This is a genomic window from Tahibacter soli (assembly GCF_025717065.2).
GTDB classification, from domain to species: domain Bacteria; phylum Pseudomonadota; class Gammaproteobacteria; order Xanthomonadales; family Rhodanobacteraceae; genus Tahibacter; species Tahibacter soli.
Genome location: NZ_JAOVZO020000023.1, coordinates 577,835 through 596,060 on the forward strand (window position 1 = coordinate 577,835; position 18,226 = coordinate 596,060).

The window sequence follows — 18,226 nt, forward strand, 5'->3', positions numbered from 1 at the left end:
GGAGCACTGCCGGGCATGCGGCCTTTCGCCCATTCCCCGCGCCACGGCGCGGGCGCTCGAACACGCACGGCCGTAACGCATCCAGACAGGACATCCATGAATCACGCAGCCCACTCGCCGGCGCCGCTCGCCGCTACCGATCTCAATCTCGATCCGTACTGGATGCCGTTCACGCACAACCGCTACTTCAAGACGAAGCGGCCGATGGACCGCCTGCTCGCATCCGCGAAGGGCGCGTACTACACGACGGTCGAAGGCCAGCAGCTGTTCGACTGTCTGTCGGGGCTGTGGTGCAGCTCGCTCGGACACGGGCATCCGAAGATCGTCGAAGCGGTGAAGCGCCAGCTCGACATCGCCGACTACGTGCCGGCGTTCCAGGTGGCGAGCCCCGAGAGCTTCCGTCTCGCCGAACGTCTCGCCGACGTCGCCCCCGCCGACCTCAACCGCGTCTTCTTCACCAACTCGGGTTCCGAAGCCGTCGACACGTCGCTGAAGATCGCGCTGGCGTACCACCGCCTGCGCGGCGAGGCGTCGCGCACGCGCTTCATCGGCCGCGAGAAGGGCTATCACGGCGTCGGCTTCGGTGGCATCTCCGTCGGCGGCATGGTCGCGAACCGCAAGATGTTCGCGCCGGCGATGATCCCCGGCGTCGACCACCTGCCGCACACGCACAACCTCAAGGAAATGGCGTTCTCGCGCGGCCAGCCGGCGTGGGGCGCGCATCTGGCCGACGACCTCGAGCGCATCGTCGCGCTGCACGACGCGTCCACGATCGCCGCCGTCATCGTCGAGCCGATGCAGGGTTCCGTCGGCGTCGTCGTACCCCCGGTCGACTATCTCAACCGTCTGCGCGCGATCTGCGACAAGCACGGCATCCTCCTGATCTTCGACGAGGTGATCTGCGGCTTCGGCCGCATGGGCGACTGGTTCGGCGCGCAGGCGTTCGGCGTCGTGCCCGACCTGATCACATTCGCCAAATGCGTGAATAACGGCACCGTGCCGATGGGCGGCGTCATCGCGCGCCAGGGCATCTACGACACGTTCATGACCGGGCCGGAGCACATGGTGGAACTCTTCCATGGTTATACGTATTCCGCCCATCCGCTCGCCGTCGCCGCGGCGCACGCGACGCTCGACATCCTGCACGAAGAAGAAGTGCCGAAGCGCTTCGGCGCGCTGGGCAGGCAGATCGAAGAGGCCGCGCATTCGCTCAAGGGCGAGCCGAACGTGATCGACATCCGCAACTGCGGCGCCGCCGCGGCCGTCGAACTGTCGCCGCTGCCGGGCCAGCCCGGCCTGCGCGGACTGCGGCTGTTCGAGGAAGGACTCAAGCGCGGCATGCTGCTGCGCTTCACCGGCGACACCATCGCCATGGCGCCGCCGGTCGTCACCACGCCGGACGAATTGCACCGCATGATCGAAGCGGTGCGCGCATCCATCCGCGCCGTCGCCTGAGGAGACCCGCATGCTCACCACCGTCAAGATTCCGCACTTCATCGGCGGCCAGCGCGTGACCCCGGAAGGCGCACGCACGAGCCCCGTATACAACCCCGCGACCGGCGAGAAGACCGCCGCGCTGCCGCTCGCCACGCCGGCCGAGGTCGACGACGCCGTGCGCGCCGCGAAGGCCGCGTTCGGCGCATGGGCGTCGACGCCGCCGCTGCGCCGCGCGCGCGTGATGTTCAAGTTTCGCGAACTCGTGGAGGCGAGGCAGGAAACGCTCGCCGCGCAGATCACGGCCGAACACGGCAAGACGCACAGCGACGCGCTCGGCGAAGTCGCGCGCGGCATCGAATGCATCGAATTCGCCTGCGGCATTCCGCAGCTGCTCAAAGGCGAAGTCACCGAGAACGTCGGCGCAGCGGTCGATTCGCACAACCTGCGCCAGCCGCTCGGCGTCGTCGCCGGCATCACGCCGTTCAACTTCCCGGCGATGGTGCCGCTGTGGATGGCGCCGATCGCCATCGCCTGCGGCAACACGTTCGTGTTGAAACCGTCCGAGCGCGATCCGTCGGCGAGCCTGCTGCTCGCCGAATGGCTGCGCGAGGCCGGCCTGCCGGACGGCGTGTTCAACGTCGTGCACGGCGACAAGGTGGCCGTCGACGCGCTGCTCGAACATCCCGACGTGAAGGCCGTGAGCTTCGTTGGCTCCACGCCGATCGCGCGCTACATCTACGCGACCGGCTGCGCGCACGGCAAGCGCGTGCAGGCGCTCGGCGGCGCGAAGAACCACATGGTCGTGCTGCCCGACGCCGACCTGGACCAGGCCGCCGACGCGCTGATGGGCGCCGGCTACGGTTCGGCCGGCGAACGCTGCATGGCGATCTCGGTCGCGGTTGCCGTGGGCGACGGCGTGGCCGACACGCTCGTCGCGAAACTTGCACAGCGCGTGCGCGACCTGAAGATCGGCCGCGGCGACGCCGACGGCATGGACATGGGCCCGCTGATCAGCGCGGCGCACCGCGAAAAGGTGCGCGGCTACGTCGACATCGGCGTTGCCGAAGGCGCGACGCTCGTCGTCGACGGCCGCGCCCACCGCGTGCCCGACTGCGAGGACGGTTTCTTCCTCGGCGGCTGCCTGTTCGACCACGTGCGTCCCGAAATGAAGATTTATAAAGAGGAAATCTTCGGGCCGGTGCTGTCGATCGTCCGCGCGAAGGACTACGACGAGGCGGTGCGTCTCGTGAACGACCACGAATACGGCAACGGCGTCGCGCTGTTCACGCGCGACGGCGACGCGGCGCGCGATTTCGTGCACCGGATCCAGGTCGGCATGGTCGGCATCAACGTGCCGATTCCGGTGCCGATGGCGTTCCACAGCTTCGGCGGCTGGAAGGCTTCGCTGTTCGGCGACCATCACATCTACGGACCCGAAGGCGTGCGCTTCTACACGCGCCTGAAGACCGTGACGACGCGCTGGCCGGCGAGCATCCGCGCGGGCGCGCAGTTCGTGATGCCGACGAGCGGTTGAGTGCGGGCGCCTTTGGCGGCGCAGACCGATGAGTGGTGACAGGCGCGCTTTGCGCTTGGCTTAGGGCTATACGGGGAGGGCACTGATGAACGTCGCATACCAATCCGAAACCGACGCGCTCAGCGTGAACGGCGCGCGTCTGTGGGACAGCCTGATGGAAATGGCGAAGATCGGCGCCACGCCGAAAGGCGGCGTGTGCCGCCTGGCGCTGACCGATCTCGACAAGCAGGGCCGCGATCTGTTCGTGCGCTGGGCCAAAGAGGCCGGCTGCACGATCACCGTCGACCGCATGGGCAACGTCTTCGCGCGGCGCGCCGGCATCGACGACAGCCTGCCGCCGGTGGTCACCGGCTCGCACGCCGACTCGCAGCCGACCGGCGGCCGCTTCGACGGCATCTACGGCGTGCTCGGCGGACTCGAAGTGATCCGCAGCTTGAACGACCGCGGCATCCGCACACGGCGCGCGATCGAAACCGTGATCTGGACGAACGAAGAAGGCTCGCGCTTCGCGCCGGCGATGGTGGCCTCCGGCGTTTTCGCCGGCGTGTTCACCGAGGAATACGGCCTGTCGCGCGCCGACGTCGACGGCAAGACGGTCGGCGAGGAATTGAAGCGCATCGGCTACGCCGGCGACATTCCGTGCGGCGGACGGCCGATCCACGCCGCGTTCGAGCTGCACATCGAACAGGGCCCGATCCTCGAAGCCGAAGGCAAGACCATCGGCGTCGTGCATGCCGCGCAAGGCCAGCGCTGGTACGAAGTCGTGCTCACCGGCCAGGAATCGCACGCGGGCCCGACGCCGATGCCGCGCCGCCGCGACGCGCTGCTCGGCACCGCGCGCGTGATCCAGACCGTCAACGAGATCGGCTTGAAATACGCGCCGTATGCCTGCGCGACCGTCGGCATGGTGCAGGTGCATCCGAACTCGCGCAACGTGATTCCCGGCCGCGTGTTCTTCACGATCGACTTCCGCCATCCCGAAGACGCGGTGCTCGCGCAGATGGATGCCGACCTGCGCGCCGCCGTCGCGCAGATCGCCGAATCCGGAAAGCTCGAACTGACGAAGCTCGAGCAGATCTTCTACTACAAGCCCGTCGCGTTCGACGCCGACTGCGTCGCGAGCGTGCGCGCGGCGGCGCAGCGTTTCGGCTACAGCCATCGCGAGATCGTTTCCGGCGCGGGCCACGACGCGTGCTATCTCGCGCAGGTCGCGCCGACCTCGATGGTGTTCGTCCCGTGCGTCGGCGGCATCAGCCACAACGAGATCGAAGACGCGACGCCGGAATGGATCGAAGCCGGCGCGAACGTGTTGCTGCATGCGATGCTCGAGCGCGCGCAAAGCTGATACTTCTTGAGAAATCCACTCCCAGGCGTACCCCAGGAGCCAGAAAGAATGCCCCGCAAAGACACCGGCGACATCGCCTCCGGCCGGCTCAGCGCCGAAGCGTTGACGCACAACTTCGACGACATCGCACCGCCGCTCGACCGCCGGCGCGCGCTGATCGCCGCGCAGCGCTGCTACTACTGCTACGACGCGCCGTGCATCCAGGCGTGCCCGACCGGCATCGACATCCCGAGCTTCATCAAGCGCATCACGACCGACAACCTGCGCGGCGCCGCGCAGGACATCCTCGGCGCGAATATTCTCGGCGGCATGTGCGCGCGCGTCTGCCCGACCGAAATCCTCTGCGAAGGCAGCTGCGTGCGCAACACCGGCGAGTCCGAGCCCGTCGCCATCGGCGCGCTGCAGCGCTACGCAACCGACTGGGTCTATGACGACAATGCGACATTGTTCCAACGTGCACCCGATACCGGCCGCCGGATCGCCGTCGTCGGTGCCGGCCCGGCGGGGCTTTCGTGTGCGCACGCGCTCGCGCGCGCCGGCCATCGCGTGTCGATCTACGACGCGCTTCCCAAGGCGGGCGGCCTCAACGAATACGGCATCGCCGCGTACAAGGTGCCGGGCTTCGCGCAACGCGAAATCGACTGGCTGCTGTCGATCGGCGGCATCGAGATGAAACTCGGGCGCAGGCTCGGCGACGATCTCGCGCTCACCGATCTGCGGCGCGACTACGACGCGGTGTTCCTGGGCCTGGGCCTCACGGGCGTCAACGCGCTCGGCATCGACGACGAAGCCGTCGCTGGCGTGCGCAACGCCGTCGACTTCATCGCGCAGCTGCGCCAGACCGCCGACCTCGCGCAGATGCCGGTGGGCCGTCGCGTCGTCGTCATCGGCGGTGGCAATACCGCGATCGATGCGGCGGTGCAGAGCAAGAAGCTCGGCGCCGAAGTCGTCACGCTCGTGTACCGGCGCGGCACCGAGTCGATGAGCGCGACGCCGGTCGAGCAGGCATTCGCGCAATCCGAAGGCGTGGCCTTCATCAAGTGGGCGCAGCCCAAGCGCATCGTCGCCGTCGACGGCACGGCGACCGGCGTGGAATTCGAATACACGCAGCTCGATGCGGCCGGCCGCTTGATGGGCAGCGGCGACCGCTTCGTCGTGGCGGCCGATCTTGTGCTGAAAGCCGTGGGCCAGGCGCTGGTGCCGCTCGCGGCGGGCGCGGGCGGCGAGCTGCTGGCCGTGGACAAGGGCCGCATCGTCGTCAACGCCGATTACGAAACCTCGCTGCCGGGCGTGTACGCCGGCGGCGACTGCGTCGGCGGCAAGGTCGATCTTACGGTGCAGTCGGTCGAAGACGGCAAGCGCGCGGCGCAGGCGATCCATCGGGTGGTGTCGGCGAACGCGACGAAGGCGGTCGCGGCGGCGGTGCCGGCGTAGTCGTCGTGGCGAGAACCGGAACCCGAGGCGATCGTGCGCGTCGCCCCCTCACCCCGGCCCTCTTCCCCAAGCGAGCTTGGAGGAGAGGGAGAAGTCGGGCGCCCCGCGCTTTAGCCCTCTCCCCCAAGCTCGCTTGGGGGAGAGGGTTGGGTGAGGGGGCAACGCCGAGGTCTTCGTTGTGTTTGCAGAAAAGTTAATCACACAGCACTGTGCACATTTAATGAAGTCAGGCGCCTCGCGTTTTAGCCCTCTCCCCCAAGCTCGCTTGGGGGAGAGGGTTGGGTGAGGGGGCAACGCCGAGGTCTTCGTTGTGTTTGCAGAAAAGTTAATCACACAGCACTGTGCACATTTAATGAAGTCAGGCGCCTCGCGTTTTAACCCTCTCCCCCAAGCTCGCTTGGGGGAGAGGGTTGGGTGAGGGGCGACGCCGAGGTCTTAGTTGCGTTTGCAGGAAAGTTAACTCCACAGCACTGTGCACATTAAACCCAGCAAGCAACGTGCGAAGGCTGGAATGACGATCAGAGGCGACACCCCATGGCAGACCTGACCACCAACTTCGTCGGCATCCGCTCGCCGAACCCGTTCTGGCTCGCGTCCGCGCCGCCGACCGACAAGGCCTACAACGTGCACCGCGCGTTCGAGGCCGGGTGGGGCGGCGTCGTGTGGAAGACGCTCGGGCTCGACCCGCACGTCGTCAACGTCAGCTCGCGCTACGGCGCGGTGACGTTGAACGGCCAGCGCATCGCGGGCCTCAATAACATCGAGCTGATCACCGACCGGCCGCTGCAGGTAAACCTCGACGAGATCCGCGAGGTGAAGCGCACATGGCCCGATCGCGCGATGATCGTGTCGCTGATGGTGCCCTGCGACGAGGCGTCGTGGAAATACATCCTGCCGATGGTCGAGGACACCGGCGCCGATGCCGTCGAACTCAACTTCGGCTGCCCGCACGGCATGTCCGAACGCGGCATGGGCTCGGCCGTCGGCCAGGTGCCGGAATACGTCGAGCAGGTCGCGCGCTGGGTCAAGCAGCACTCGAAGCTGCCGTGCATCGTGAAGCTCACGCCGAACATCACCGACATCCGCCATCCGGCGCGCGCGGCGTTCCGCGGCGGCGCCGATGCCGTGTCGCTGATCAACACGATCAACTCGATCGTCTCGGTCGACCTCGACCTCATGGCGCCGACGCCCACGGTCGACGGCAAGGGCACGCACGGCGGCTACTGCGGCCCGGCGGTGAAGCCCATTGCGCTGAACATGGTCGCCGAGATCGCGCGCGACCCGCAGACGAAGGGCCTGCCCATTTCCGCGATCGGCGGCATCGGCGACTGGCGCGACGCGGCCGAATTCATGGCGCTCGGCGCCGGCACGGTGCAGGTGTGCACCGCGGCGATGCACTACGGCTTCCGCATCGTCGACGACATGATCAACGGGCTGTCGCACTGGATGGACTCGAAGGGCTACAAGAGCATCGAGGATTTCCGCGCGAAGGCCGTGCCCAACGTCACCGACTGGCAGTTCCTCAACCTCAAGTACGACATCAAGGCGCGCATCGACCAGGACCTTTGCATCAAGTGCGGCCTGTGCCACATCGCGTGCGAAGACACCGCGCACCAGGCCATCGCGAAAGAGAAAAACGGCTTGCGGCACTTCGAGGTGATCGACGACGAATGCGTCGGCTGCAACCTGTGCATGCACGTGTGCCCGGTCGACAACTGCATCACGATGGAACGCGTCGACACCGGCGGCTACGCGAACTGGACGACGCACGAGAACAACCCGATGCGCAAGACGGGCGAGCCTGCGTAGACTTGCTCGACTCCCTCTCCCCCTGCGGCTTTGCCGCAGGGGAGAGGGCTGGGGTGAGGGGGCGAGGCCATGTCGTACACCGACGTTTCGGCACTGCGAGGCGTTTCCCCTCACCCAACCCTCTCCCCCATCGCAGATGGGGGAGAGGGCTAAATCATAGGGGCTTGGGGGCCTGATGAACCACGATCTCGAACACGCTGGACTTGAACGGGGCGCGCTGTACAACGACGACCTCGCGCCCACGACACCCGAACAGCGCACCTGGACCTGGTATCACTACGCCGCGCTGTGGGTCGGCATGGTGATGTGCATTCCGTCGTACACGCTCGCGGCGGGTCTCATCGACCAGGGCATGTCGCCGTGGCAGGCCGTCACCACCGTGCTGCTCGGCAACGCCATCGTGCTCGTGCCGATGCTGCTGATCGGCCACGCCGGCGCGAAATACGGCATCCCGTACGCCGTGCTCGTGCGCTCGTCGTTCGGCACGCGCGGCGCGCGGCTGCCCGCGCTGCTGCGCGCGATCGTCGCGTGCGGCTGGTACGGCATCCAGACCTGGTTCGGCGGGCTCGCGATCTACACGCTGCTCAACATCATCACCGGCAACGCGCTGCACGCCGATCCGCTGCCGCTGCTCGGCATCAACGGCTGGCAGCTCGTCTGCTTCCTCGCGTTCTGGCTGCTGCAGCTGTACTTCGTGCTGCACGGCACCGAGTCGATCCGCTGGCTCGAAACCATCTCGGCACCGGTGAAAATCGTCATGTGCCTCGCGCTCGTCGCGTGGGCGCTGAACAACGCGGGCGGCTTCGGCACGATGATGGGCCAGCCGTCGGCGTTCGTCGAAGGCGGCGCGAAGGCGGGGCAGTTCTGGGCCGTGTTCTGGCCGTCGCTCACGGCGATGGTCGGCTTCTGGGCGACGCTCGCGCTCAACATCCCGGACTTCACGCGCTTCGCGCGCTCGCAGAAAGACCAGGTCGTCGGCCAGACCATCGGCCTTCCGGTGCCGATGGGGCTGCTCGCGCTGATGTCCGTGGTCGTGACGTCGGCGACCGTCGTGATCTACGGCAAGGCGATCTGGGATCCGGTCGATCTCGCCGGCCGCTTCACCGGCATCGGCGTCGGCATCGCGCTCGTCGTGCTAACGCTCGACACGATGTGCTGCAACCTCGCGGCGAATCTCGTCGGACCGGCGTACGATTTCGCGAGCCTGTCGCCGAAGCGTATCAGCTACCGCACCGGCGGGCTGATCACGGCGTTCATCGCGCTGCTCGCGATGCCGTGGAAGATTCTCGAAAGCACCAATGGCTACATCTTCACCTGGCTGATCGGCTACTCGGCGCTGCTCGGGCCGGTGGCCGGCATCATGCTCGTGGACTACTACTTCTTGCGCGGCACGCGGCTCGACACGGCGGCGCTCTTCTCCGAGCGCGGCGAATACGCGTATCGCGGCGGCTGGAATCCGGCGGCGGCGATCGCGCTCGCGCTCGGCGTGCTGCCGAACCTGCCGGGCTTCCTCAACGCCGCGTTCCCGCAGACGTTCTCCGGCGTGCCGGACGCGTTCAAGGTCATCTACACCTACGCGTGGTTCGCCGGGCTCGCGATCTCGGCGCTCGTCTATTGGCTCATGATGAAATTCGCGCCGCAGCGCGCGCCGGTGGCCGGCGCCGCGCGCGCCTGAGGCGCATCACAACGGAGTAATTGCATGTCCCTGCTGATCCGCGGCGGCACCGTCGTCGACACCACCCACAGCTACCGCGCCGACGTGCTGTGCGTCGACGGCAAGATCGCCGCGGTGGGACCCGACCTCGAGGCGCCGCCCGGCGCGGAGGTCGTCGACGCCGGCGGCCTGCTCGTGATGCCGGGCGGCATCGACCCGCACACGCACATGGAATTGCCGTTCATGGGCACGGTGGCGAGCGACGACTTCTACACCGGCACCGCGGCGGGCTTCGCCGGCGGCACGACGAGCATCATCGATTTCGTCATCCCGAACCCGCAGCAGTCGCTGCTCGAAGCGTTCCGCGCGTGGCGCGGCTGGGCGGAGAAAGCGGCGGGCGACTACGCGTTCCACGTGGCCGTCACGTGGTGGAGCGAGAGCGTGCGCGAAGAGATGGGCATCCTCGCGCGCGAGCACGGCGTGGCCAGCTTCAAGCACTTCATGGCCTACAAGAACGCGATCATGGCCGACGACGAAGTGCTGGTGAACAGTTTCCGGCGCGCGCTCGAACTCGGCGCGCTGCCGACCGTGCACGCCGAAAACGGCGAACTCGTGTTCCAGCTGCAACGCGAACTGCTCGCGGCCGGCATCACCGGCCCCGAAGCCCATCCGCTGTCGCGACCGCCGGCCGTGGAAGGCGAGGCGGCCAACCGCGCGATCCGCATCGCCGAAGTGATCGGCGTGCCGCTGTACATCGTGCACAACTCCGCCAAGCAGGCGCTCGAAGCGATCGCCCGCGCGCGCGGCGAAGGCCAGCGCGTCTTCGGCGAAGTGCTGGCCGGCCACCTCGTCATCGACGATTCGGTATACCAGGACAGCGACTTCACCCGCGCCGCCGCGCACGTCATGAGCCCGCCGTTCCGCGCGAAAGAACACCAGGACGCCTTGTGGAAAGGGCTACAGGCGGGACACCTGCACACGACGGCCACGGACCACTGCACGTTCTGCGCGCCGCAGAAAGCGGCGGGCAAGGACGATTTCACGAAGATCCCGAACGGCTGCGGCGGCATCGAAGACCGCATGTCGATCCTGTGGCACTACGGCGTGAACACGGGGCGGCTGACGCCGAGCGAATTCGTGGCGGTAACGTCGACGAACGCGGCGCGGATCTTCAACCTGCACCCGCGCAAAGGCGCGGTGGAGGCGGGGGCCGATGCTGACCTCGTGCTATGGGACCCGAACGGCGAGCGCACGATTTCCGCGAAGACGCATCACCAGAACGTCGACTTCAATATCTTCGAAGGGCGGACGGTGCGCGGGGTGGCGCGGAGGACGATTGCCGCGGGCAAGGTTGTGTGGGATGACGGGGTGCTGCGGGCGGAGCGGGGGCGGGGAGGTATTTGCCGAGGCCGTTGAATGCGGCTTATTTTGAGGCGAATGCGTTGAGGATGCGAGGGGCCAAGTAGGCTGCCTGGAAACCTAGCTCGGAGTCACTCAGTAAGGTGCGTGGGGTGGCGCGGCGGACGATTGCGGGCGGGAAGGTGGTGTGGGATGACGGGGAGTTGCGAGCGGAGCGGGGGGCGGGGCGGTATCTGCCGCGGCCGTTGAATGCGGCTTATTTTGAGGCGAATGCGTTGGGGAGGCGGGGGTTGGGGCTGAAGATCTAGCAGATATGTAGGCAAACCCGGCCCGAAGAATATCGCTCATATTCAGTGCTAAGGCCCCTGTAGCGGAGTCTCCATAACAGATCTAACGAATGGATTGCATATGAAGCTAAGGCAGTTTCGCGTCAAACTTCCGCTCCGTAGACGACAGTGGCTGGGTCGAAGCAGAGGGCGTAACCGCGCTCATTGGTTGTGAACGAATCGGGTAACACAAATCTCCTGTTGCCGCTATGGAAGCTCAACCCTGCTAGAGATGGCGAAACTCTGCTGAACTGATAGCGAGCCAAACTTGCATCGACAATTGCAATGGCTTGCGCCACCATCCGTACGACAATTGCCCGACCAAGGTAGCATCGTCTTGGTTTGCCATCTGGCAACAATACTTCGGCGGTGCAAAGCTACTATGCAATTTCCATAAAGCTATGCTGGTAGTTAGTAGTTCGAGTCGCCTAGACCGAGCAAGACGCTACTTGCCAGCGTTGCTTGCAGTTTTGGTCAGCCCAGGGGGTAACAATGTCATTGATGCTTATTCACCTGTCGGACATACATATAAAAGGCGCGTCAGACCCGATCCTCAAAAAAGCCGACGCGATTGCGAATTCGCTGAACGGATATGTTCCTAAAGCGAGCCATATCGTAATTGTAATATCAGGGGATGTTGCATTTTCAGGCTCCAAGAGCGAATACGCACTGGCCAAATCATTTCTCGGGGCTTTGAGAAATAGAATTAGAAAAGAATCTCGATGTGAAGTCGATTTTCTAGTTTGCCCCGGAAATCATGATTGCAACTTCCAGGCAAATAATGAATCTCGAAACAACAATATAGCAGCACTACAGCAGACGGGGGCCGTTGACGATTCCGTTATCAAAAGCTGCACCAGAATCCAAGAGGAATTCTTTAAATTTAGGGAAAGCTTAGAGTCATGGAAAAGTCCGAGCGGAGATCGGCTCTGGCGGACCGTATCGATCGAAATAAAAAATAAAAAAATCATTTTTGACGCATTGAATGTCGCTTGGGTTTCTAAAATCAAAGAAGACAAGAATCTTCATTTCCCAGTGGATCGCTATCGAGATTCAGTGTCGTCACAAAGCTCTGACGTGCGAATTATTGTATTTCATCATCCGTTGAATTGGTTCAATCAAGCTGGCTACCGAGATTTCCGAAAGTTTCTCAGAGAAACCGGAAGCATCTTAATCAGCGGCCACGAGCACGAGGGCAATGTTGGTTCAATAGACGAGACTGAGTCAGGAAAAAGCGTCTATGTTGAAGGTTGCGTTCTGCAAGAAGGCTTAGATCTCCGGGGCACGGGATTCTTCCTGCTGGAGCTAGATCTAGATTCGATGAACTTAAGCCATTTGCGGTTCGAGTACGCCGGAGACTCCTACCGACCGTTAACTCCACCCAAGGTCTGGGATCTGCCCAGCGTGAGAACCGGCCGGCTTGAACCTTCGGCGGACTTCCGCAGAAAACTGCAAGATGCGGGGGCTATCTCGCACCCAGACACAACATCGCCGCTAACTCTCCAAGATATTTTTGTGTACCCGGATCTGCGAAAAGTCAATGAACGGGGAAAAACTTCAGAATTTATTAATTCCAAAGCACTTCGACAGCCCGCCGAAACCCGCAAGGGGGTCATTTTAAAATGCGACGAACGAACGGGAAGTAGCAGTCTTCTATACCAACTGTTTCTTTCGTACTTGGACCAAGGCTTCGCGCCGCTTCTTATTCGTGGTAGCAACATTCAGCGAGCGACATCAAAGCATGTCGACGAACTAATCGATTCAACAATACGCGAACAGTACGATGAGCATGACAGGGTTCTTGTCTCCCAGAAATCAAGGAAAGAAAAGATACTCCTGGTTGACGACATCGACGAATCGAAGGTCGTAGATGCTCAGGGCCGCGCCGAGGTCTTGTCACACCTCAAGAAAATCGCTGACCACGTGGTGATAGTTATATCGGGAAATTATGGGCTAGAAGAACTGCTGGAAGAGAATAATTCAGCCGATCTGGTCGAATTCGAACGCTATGACATACAGCCATTTGGTTACAGCAGACGGTCCGAACTCGTCAAGCGGTGGATTTCTATTGGTGGGAAAAATATCGGAGATGCTGAGCTTATTAGCGAGTGCGACAAAGCCGAGCGCCTTATTGCAGTTGCCATGCGAAAATCGCTAATCCCTTCTGTGCCGCTTTATCTTCTCACGCTACTACAGAGTGTTTCTGCAGGAAAAAGCGCCGACCTGAAGGAGAGTTCGCTAGGGCACTACTATAGTTTTCTTCTGTACGAAGCACTACTTAATGCGGGTGTGCCCAAATCCAGGCTCGGGGAGCACTTTCAGTATGCAACTAACTTGGCCTGGGAATTTAAAAATGGGCCTTCTCAAAGAATTGATAGAGCTGGGCTACGGAAGTTTAATCGGCGTTTCGCCGATGATTATTTCTCTGTCGACTTGGACAAAGAAATCGATATTCTTCTGCGCGCAAGGGTTCTGGTCGCGTTCGGAGACGAGTATGAGTTCAGGTACCCCTATATTTTCTACCACTTGAGGGGGCGGTATCTTAGTGCAAATATTGACGACGAAGACATTAAGGCTTACATCGCCCATTGTTGCTCGCACCTGTACGTCAGAGATTATGCAAATACGATTTTATTTCTCGCACACCATGCAACAAGCAGATGGCTTCTAGACTCCATCAGTGCCGCAATGTCCAAGCTGTTCGATAACTTCAAAGAAATTAGTTTTGACGGTGACACCAGGGAAGTTGATAATTTGATTTCTGACGCCCCGGCTCTAGTCTATAAAGGAGGCTCTCCGGTCCAGCACCGGGAAGAAAAAAATAAGGAGTTGGATAAAATCGACGAGGAAGAGGGCGACAACGACGGTTTAATGGAAACAGAAGAGAATTCAGAACAGAGAAGTTTAGGATCGCAGGTCGTTATGCTTTTCAAGACCACAGAAATTCTCGGCCAGATCCTAAAGAACCAGTACTCGACAATCCGGCGACCACACAAAGTTCAACTTATAGAGTCGCTCTTCGACGGTTCGTTGCGTACGCTAAGATGCTTTTATCAGGACATGCTTGAAAGCGCTGACAAACTTGTCGCGCGCGTAAAAAAAGCCATTGAAGATTCCGGAAGCAGTATGGATGTTCAGAAGAGGGAAAAGTTGGCGCGTAGATTCCTAGCCGAGATGGTCGAGTCTATTTCAGTGGGCATACTCAGCCATGCCGCTGCAAGCGTAAACGCAGAAGCTTTGGTGGACGACATTTCTGACGTCGTAGAGAAAAAGCGATCACTCGAAATCGGTGCCCCCGCGAAATCCAACGCTTACCGGCTACTAGCTCTTGCCGTAGCTCTTGACTCGGCTAAAGACATTCCCCGAGCTAAGCTGGCCGAACTCTATCAAGACAAAAAAAGTGACTTACTTGCAAGTCGAATAATCAAACTGCTTGTTTTGACTCGCCTATATATGTTTAGAACGTCGGAATCTGACATGCAATGGCTCGCATCGACCCTGGAAATTTCTCTAACTCAACAGCACAAAATCGCATACTCGAATAGTGGTCGCAAGCTTAACTAGAAGCCTTAATAAAAGGTGGTTCTATTCGACCCAGAGGAGTGCAGATCGGGAAGGTCCGTGACGGATGCTCGCATCACGCAGCGATTGATGGATCTGGCCGAAGCCCGCCCGGCCTGGGGCTGCCCGCAGTTGCATCGCCAGCTCCGACAAGAGGGCCACGTGATCAATCACAGGCGAAGACGGCGCTTGTACCGCGAGCAGGCATTGACGCTACGCCGACGCCGGCGGCGGCACCCAGTGGAACGGGAGAGCAGCTTCGTGGACATCCAGCTTCGTGGACACCTAAAAAGCTCGCAGCATCCCGCGCAATACAATTGCTCGCTATGGTCGTCTCAGCATACCCCCGTGCTCGGGCCGTCAAGGACTGCGCAAGTTCGGTAAACCGAATCCTTGACGGCCCTGCGCGCGGGGCTCCCGGAGGGTCGCCCACAGCGAGCAAACGCTGAGGGGCAAAAGCGCGAACGGCGCGGTCATGACCCACGCCGTTCGCTAACCACAAGGCCACCTCTGGAGTAAGCCCCATGGCTAAGCGCAAGCGTACCTCCCGCAGCCCCTCCACCCGCCAAGTCCGGGTCGGCAAGATCCACTACACCCGCGGCGTAAACGTCGCCGCCTGCGACGTTTCGTACATCCGCCTTCGCGGTCACTGGCTCACCGCCGCCGGCTTTGCGCCGGGCGACGACATCACCGTCCGCATCCGCCACGGCCGTCTCGTCCTCACCCGCCGCTGATCGCGCGGCTACGGCACCCGTCCCATCCGGGGCGGGTGCCTTCCGAGTTCCTGACGTCCCAGCGACCCGACCATCCGCGTTCGTGGCTAGCGTCGAACGCATCGATAGCGACAACGTCTTGGCGTCCGGCACTCGACCACTTTGCTCAAGACCGGCGAAGCGCTGGAAGCTCGCCCGATCCAGCAACTGGTATTCCATCGCATCGTCCGACAAGTTGTACAAGTTCTGCACAACCAGCAACCGGATCATCAGCTCCGTCGGATACGGCGGACGACCGCCGCGACCGGCATCGCCGATCACCAGCTTCGCATCGACCGCCTTGGCCAGTGCCGCGAAGTCGATGTGCCGATCCAGTACTTGCAGCGGGTCACCCAGTCGATCGCGCTTGGCCGAGCGTTCTTCTCCGGCAAACAGGCTGATCATGCTGGCTTACCTCAGGGGGGCGGCTACGAACCTACGACAATGTGGGAGGTTTTTCGAGGCGCCCTTAAGCAGTCGTGTGGGGAAGTTTATCGTTCCCGAAGGACATCCACCTTTTCGAACCCTGACGGTTGGCGAAAGGCGCGTTCGTGCACGCGGATGGGAGCCCACACCCTCACTCAGCAGCCCATCAGTAGTCTCTGTACGTCGTTAGTCGCTTCACGCCAGGACTGCTCGAAGACGGGTGAGACGTGCATGCGGTAAGCCCTTCCGTGGCTGCAGGGGCGAGCATCGTGACGGAGTGGTCCAGGACTTGAGACGAGGCCCGGTCGACTGGCCGTCTCAGGTGGGAGGAAGGCGACTCTCGTAGCAGACGACTCACTTATACCCGGTTACAGCGGCCGCGAGTGCGGTTGCTCGGCCTAGAAAAAACGAGCTTGCGACTAAGGAAACCCATGGATATTAAGAACATCATCGAATGGATAGCTAACGCGGGCGGCGTTTACCAAATTGCCAAGGAATTAATTGTCGAGTACATAATTCCATCTAGATTCGTTCGGAGCAAACTCGTCGGGTGCGAAGGATACTATTTCAGCGATGCTAGAAGTCCGGACAACAATAAAGAAAGCCTGATCATCAACATATTTGAGGTCAGCGCAAAAGGAAACTACAGAATCACCGCGGCACCAATTTTTTGCCACAGCGATGAGTTCAATTTCTCTTTCTCGCTAACGCTTATTGACAAGAACAATCAAATATTTACCGGAACATGGGAGAACAACAGCAACGGCGCCCGCCGGGGCGTCTGCATGCTCAGGCTGTATACAAGCGGCCATTCACCAAGATTCAAAGGCGGATATCTAGGGCCATCAAGAAATCGTGAGTTGGGAGTAAATGGAGCCGACTGGCACCTAACGCGCCTGTCAGACTTCTCAGATGGAAAAATTGGCGGCTACCTCAAGAAGCGAGCCGATATAGATCGACTGCTTCCCCCGGATTTTTTCAAGAGCGTCAACAAGAGACTTTCCCGACTGGCAGGAACGACCTTTTCGCATGACAGCTGCACCTTCGAGATATCTCAGGACGGCTTTCATCCCGGGGCTGGTAGCATAAGCACCAAGTTATACGACGCATTTATCAATGAAAATCCACGACTCAACGGCAAGACAGTTCTTGATGTAGGCACTGGGTGTGGCTTCTATGCAATCTGTGCGGCCAAGCGAAACGCCAAACTGGCCATCGGAATCGATATCGATGACGATGCGCTGATAAGGGCCCGCGCTAACGTTTCAAAAAACAAACTCAATCCCGAGACAGTTCACTTTTTGCGAGCCGGCGCAAACATCTACGACAATGTTCAATCGTTTCGACGATTTGACTTTATTTTAATTAACATGCCATTTACGGCCGAAAGCCATAATCACGTTATCGAGCGTGGCCTAAGAAAGATTTTTCTGATTGACCTTGAAACCACATTTAAAATGATTGTGGGTGCCGCGCTATTGCTGGATAGTGGGGGCAAGATATATCTGGCGTACGGAAATTCTGGATTTACTGAAGAGATAAAAATGTTTTTCAGAATCGCTGGCTTGCAGGCGTCACTACACTCACAATTTGAGAGCAGGTCCGAGCGCGAGACTTATTATATATATGTTTTAAAAAGGAAAATCTCTTAGCCAGCTTCGATCGAGGGCAGAGGGACGCACACCAACGCTGTCGGCACCGAAGCCTGTCCGAAAACCGGGTACTTAGGTACCCGGGATCCGGTCAGTCGCGGAGTGGACACGACGCTCTACCGCTGGTGCTCGGAGCAATCCGTTGTTGGTATTCCGCGAACGAGGATATCCACCGTTCGAACCCAGCAGGCGGCGAACGGGGTGTTCGTGTATGGACGAAAGCCCACACCTCACTCAGCTCATCAAGAGTCTTCGTACGTCGTTGGTCGCTGTTGACGTTATGCACCGCAAAGAACTTTGTCGGTGAGAGGCGGCCCCTTGTCGGGAAGGACGGGATCGTCATGATTTACCATTGACTCAACGCGGCTTCCGCCAATTTGACACCCCGGAGGTTTGCATATGCACGTTACCGACGTCGACCTCGGATTTGTTCATATAAATCCGTACGTACTCGCTGCATTAATCGCAGCACTTGCAAGCATTACGGTTAATGGCTTTTTTGCATTCCTAATAGCCATGCGATCCGCTCGTGTTAATTTTCAGAACAATCGTACTTTGCAGAATGACATTGAAGAAATTCGAAAAAATAACTTTAACGAGCTCGAGAAAATCAGGAGCGATCACGAAAAAGAAGTCGCCACACTTAAGAGTCAACTCCAGATTAAAGAAGCTAAAGAAATTGATAAGCACGCGAGAAGGCAGAACGAGCGCGAGAGGCAGCGTGCTGATAGGCTTGAGCTCATTGAGCGCCTTAGGGCTAAGCTCGTCACCCTGGAGCCGGAATTTCGGAGAGCGCTTGGATTAACCCCGCAAGCAACAGACGACGAAGTGATCGACGTGGCGCATCGGGTTTTTGGACAGTATTCCGATTTGCGAGAGCTGATGGGCAAGCTGCGTGGAAAAATTCGAGCAAGTCACTACCGAAAAGTAGATGTTC

General features: G+C 60.8%; 12 protein-coding genes. 11 read left to right on the forward strand and 1 reads right to left on the reverse strand.

What is annotated here, in order from left to right; genetic code table 11:
- Positions 1-96: 96 nt before the first annotated feature.
- From aptA to OD750_RS27570, 9 genes are all read left to right on the forward strand, one after another.
- Positions 97-1,455, forward strand: a complete 1,359-nt coding sequence (gene aptA, locus OD750_RS27375) for an omega-aminotransferase AptA (protein ID WP_263542455.1) — start codon at positions 97-99, stop codon at positions 1,453-1,455.
- Between the two features lie 10 nt (positions 1,456-1,465).
- Positions 1,466-2,971 (forward strand): CoA-acylating methylmalonate-semialdehyde dehydrogenase, encoded by a 1,506-nt coding sequence (locus OD750_RS27380; RefSeq protein ID WP_263542454.1) that lies wholly within the window; start codon positions 1,466-1,468, stop codon positions 2,969-2,971.
- Between the two features lie 85 nt (positions 2,972-3,056).
- Positions 3,057-4,316, forward strand: a complete 1,260-nt coding sequence (locus OD750_RS27385; protein WP_263542453.1) for a Zn-dependent hydrolase — start codon at positions 3,057-3,059, stop codon at positions 4,314-4,316.
- A 48-nt stretch (positions 4,317-4,364) separates the two neighbouring features.
- Positions 4,365-5,750, forward strand: coding sequence for an NAD(P)-dependent oxidoreductase (locus OD750_RS27390; RefSeq protein WP_263542452.1), 1,386 nt, complete (start codon positions 4,365-4,367; stop codon positions 5,748-5,750).
- Positions 5,751-6,284: 534 nt separating this feature from the next.
- The gene (gene preA, locus OD750_RS27395) at positions 6,285-7,559 is read left to right on the forward strand and encodes an NAD-dependent dihydropyrimidine dehydrogenase subunit PreA (RefSeq protein WP_263542451.1); all 1,275 of its coding nucleotides are present in this window, start codon (positions 6,285-6,287) and stop codon (positions 7,557-7,559) included.
- Between the two features lie 175 nt (positions 7,560-7,734).
- Positions 7,735-9,234 carry an NCS1 family nucleobase:cation symporter-1 gene (locus OD750_RS27400; protein WP_263542450.1) on the forward strand — a complete coding sequence of 500 codons (1,500 nt, stop codon included), beginning with the start codon at positions 7,735-7,737 and terminating at the stop codon, positions 9,232-9,234.
- A 24-nt stretch (positions 9,235-9,258) separates the two neighbouring features.
- Positions 9,259-10,629 carry a dihydropyrimidinase gene (gene hydA, locus OD750_RS27405; protein ID WP_263542449.1) on the forward strand — a complete coding sequence of 457 codons (1,371 nt, stop codon included), beginning with the start codon at positions 9,259-9,261 and terminating at the stop codon, positions 10,627-10,629.
- Between the two features lie 761 nt (positions 10,630-11,390).
- The gene (locus OD750_RS27410; RefSeq protein ID WP_263542448.1) at positions 11,391-14,462 is read left to right on the forward strand and encodes an anti-phage protein; all 3,072 of its coding nucleotides are present in this window, start codon (positions 11,391-11,393) and stop codon (positions 14,460-14,462) included.
- A gap of 87 nt (positions 14,463-14,549) precedes the next feature.
- Positions 14,550-14,843 (forward strand): IS3 family transposase, encoded by a 294-nt coding sequence (locus tag OD750_RS27570; protein ID WP_425508268.1) that lies wholly within the window; start codon positions 14,550-14,552, stop codon positions 14,841-14,843.
- 89 nt (positions 14,844-14,932) lie between these two features.
- Here OD750_RS27570 and OD750_RS27415 read toward each other — a convergent pair whose 3' ends face one another.
- Entirely contained in the window at positions 14,933-15,616 is a 684-nt protein-coding gene (locus tag OD750_RS27415) for a transposase (protein ID WP_263542447.1), read from the reverse strand.
- 452 nt (positions 15,617-16,068) lie between these two features.
- Here OD750_RS27415 and OD750_RS27420 point away from each other — a divergent pair, with 452 nt between their 5' ends.
- Together OD750_RS27420 and OD750_RS27425 are read left to right on the forward strand one after the other, a co-directional pair.
- Complete coding sequence (locus OD750_RS27420; RefSeq protein WP_263542446.1) at positions 16,069-17,289, forward strand: 50S ribosomal protein L11 methyltransferase; 1,221 nt, start codon at positions 16,069-16,071, stop codon at positions 17,287-17,289.
- Between the two features lie 399 nt (positions 17,290-17,688).
- A partial coding sequence (locus OD750_RS27425) for a hypothetical protein (RefSeq protein ID WP_263542445.1) occupies positions 17,689-18,226 on the forward strand: 538 nt, incomplete at its 3' end.